The organism is Pseudomonas sp. P5_A2_2 (assembly GCF_054177685.1).
In genome coordinates, this window is the sequence record NZ_JBGCUL010000649.1 from 1 (window position 1) to 2,576 (window position 2,576).

The 2,576-nt window shown below is 61.5% G+C and carries 2 protein-coding genes; one reads left to right on the plus strand and one right to left on the minus strand.

The window, feature by feature from the left end:
* Nucleotides 1-1,165 (minus strand): fatty acid cis/trans isomerase (locus tag ACXRVY_RS23660; protein WP_458238389.1); only part of this gene is annotated, 1,165 nt, incomplete at its 3' end.
* 156 nt (nucleotides 1,166-1,321) lie between these two features.
* On the opposite strand from ACXRVY_RS23660, the gene ACXRVY_RS23665 reads away from it, so the two are divergent.
* Nucleotides 1,322-2,576, plus strand: a 1,255-nt coding sequence (locus ACXRVY_RS23665) for a homocysteine S-methyltransferase family protein (RefSeq protein ID WP_458238390.1), incomplete at its 3' end; no start/stop codon positions are given.

Sequence of the window (2,576 nt, forward strand, 5' to 3'; positions counted from 1 at the left end):
CATACAGGTCGTGCTCGGGCGCCTGGAAAAACGCCCAGAAATTATCGCGGATCACGTCCGTGGCGATCTGACCGCGACACACCGGCCCACGGATAAAGGTGCGCACGAAGTACTCGGCGTTATCGAGCATGAACTGATAGCGCGCCTGGGCCGGAATCGCTTCGAAGGTGGCAAACGGGTTGGCCCGGCTCTGCGGCCCGTAGCCCGGCAATGCGTCGACCTGCCAGTTGCCGCTGTAGAACAGGCTCTTGACCCGCGCCAGCTTCGCCGCACTCAACGCATAGGTGATGTGGGTCTTGTGCACGATCACGCCCTGCACCGGCCACAAGCGATAGTAGAACTGCGTGCCCGGATCATCGTTCGGGCGACGGGTGTTGATCAGGTCAATCGGCTGGCCGGTCGGGGTGCGCGAACGCACCCACTGGAAGTAATGCCCGGACTCGCCATCCTTGAAGTAGAGATGGGCGAGGAACCAGTGCTCGTACAGCCATCGCCCCACCAGGCTTTCCCGGGCGCCCGGGGAGTTGAGCAGGCTTTCCCATTGGATCACTTCCTGGGCTTCTTTGGCGCTCGGGACCAGGCCCTGCCGGTCGATGGGCGCCCCTGCCGCCAGCCAGCGTTGCAGCGTCTGGTACTGCTGGTCGGTCAGGCCGGTCACTGCCAGCGGCATACCCTCCTTCGGATGCCTGGCGGCGTAGCCGTCGAACTCCCCGGGCATGGCGCACATGTTTTCCCGGTTCAGGCCCAGGACGATGTCTTCCGGCAGCCTGGCGTTGGGCTGCAATGGGGTTTTGTGGCCCAGTTCCAGCATCCGCGCCATCAATGCGGCCTGGCTGCCCTGGGCATCGAGCACCGAATAGAAGCCCTTTTGCTGCCAGGCCTGTTTGCCGGAGGCGTCATAGAATAGTCGGGTCGGCGCAACAGCCTGCCGGCGGTCCCCGTCGTAGACCGGGACTTTCGTCGCGCCACGTGCCGCGCCCTCGCCGCTGCCCAGATTGAGCTGACAGGCGGCGTCGTTGCAGGCGTGGCAGGCCACGCACTTTTCAGTGAAGATCGGTTGAATGTCGCGGCTGTATGAAATGACGGAAGAAATCGCCGGACTTTGCGCCACAGCGCCCCAGCTTAAAAACAACAGCAATGTGCCGATGACGAAGCGATACGACATGTCCCTGGTCCTGAATCCTGAAAAAACGCCGCGATTCTACCGGTCTGTCACCCTTGCCAACATGAACGATATTCATGCAAAACCGAGTCATGCTCTAAAAGCGCACAGGTTTGCTATCATCCCTGCCCTTCGTCATGGTCTTACCGAGTAGTCCAAATGTCCGATCGCAGCGTTCGCCTTCAAGCTCTCAAGCACGCCCTCAAAGAGCGCATCCTGATTCTCGATGGCGGTATGGGCACGATGATCCAGAGCTACAAGCTCGAAGAGCAGGATTACCGTGGCAAACGCTTCGCTGACTGGCCAAGCGATGTCAAAGGCAACAACGATCTGCTGGTACTGACTCGCCCGGACGTGATTGGCGGCATTGAAAAAGCCTACCTGGACGCTGGCGCCGACATTCTGGAAACCAACACCTTCAACGCCACCCAGATCTCCCTGGCTGACTATGGCATGCAAGGCCTTGCCTACGAGTTAAACGTAGAAGGCGCTCGCCTGGCGCGCAAGGTCGCCGACGCCAAGACCCTGGAAACTCCGGACAAGCCGCGATTCGTCGCCGGCGTGCTCGGCCCTACAAGTCGCACCTGCTCGTTGTCCCCGGATGTGAACAACCCCGGCTACCGCAACGTGACCTTCGATGAGCTGGTGGAGAACTACACCGAATCCACCAAAGGCCTGATCGAAGGCGGCGCCGACCTGATCCTGATCGAAACCATTTTCGACACACTGAACGCCAAGGCCGCGATCTTCGCCGTCCAGGGCGTGTTCGAAGAACTGGGCGTCGAACTGCCGATCATGATTTCCGGCACCATCACTGACGCCTCGGGCCGCACGCTGTCCGGCCAGACCACTGAAGCCTTCTGGAACTCCGTGGCCCACGCCAAGCCGATTTCCGTCGGCCTGAACTGCGCCCTCGGCGCCCGCGAACTGCGCCCGTACCTCGAAGAGCTGTCGAACAAGGCCAACACCCACGTTTCCGCGCACCCGAACGCCGGCCTGCCGAACGAATTCGGCGAGTACGACGAACTGCCATCGGAAACCGCCAAGGTCATCGAAGAATTCGCCCAGAGCGGCTTCCTCAACATCGTCGGCGGTTGCTGCGGCACCACGCCGGGCCACATCGAAGCCATCGCCAAGGCCGTGGCCGGTTATGCGCCGCGCGAGATTCCGGACATTCCCAAGGCGTGCCGCCTCTCGGGCCTTGAGCCGTTCACCATCGATCGCAGTTCGCTGTTCGTCAACGTCGGCGAGCGGACCAACATCACCGGTTCCGCCAAGTTCGCCCGCCTGATCCGCGAGGACAACTACACCGAAGCCCTGGAAGTCGCCCTGCAGCAAGTCGAGGCCGGCGCCCAGGTGATCGACATCAACATGGACGAAGGGATGCTCGATTCGAAGAAGGCCATGGTGACCT